Genomic DNA, 292 nt, shown 5'->3' on the forward strand with positions numbered 1-292 from the left:
TTCTTGTATCTCTTTCTTGTCCATTATAATAGCAATTAAAACAATAAGATATCTTTTTTACCATTTAGTAAAAACATATGTTAAGTAAAATCAGAAATTTATAAGATTCATAAGAAGCAGGAGGGTAAGAGTGCGTAAAATCCGGAAGGCAGTATTTCCTGTGGCGGGTCTTGGGACACGTTTTCTTCCCGCAACAAAAACAATTCCTAAAGAAATGCTGACTGTTGTTGATAAGCCCGTTATCCAATATGTTGTAGATGAGGCACGTGAAGCTGGTATTGAACATTTTATC

1 protein-coding gene is annotated in these 292 nt (G+C 34.9%); it reads left to right on the forward strand.

What is annotated here, in order from left to right:
• Window positions 1-130 precede the first annotated feature (130 nt).
• On the forward strand, window positions 131-292 hold a 162-nt coding region (locus ACFINH_RS10285; RefSeq protein WP_375633078.1), incomplete at its 3' end, for a sugar phosphate nucleotidyltransferase.

Source organism: Bartonella sp. AA74HLJMH, assembly GCF_042197045.1.
In the GTDB taxonomy this organism is placed as follows: domain Bacteria; phylum Pseudomonadota; class Alphaproteobacteria; order Rhizobiales; family Rhizobiaceae; genus Bartonella.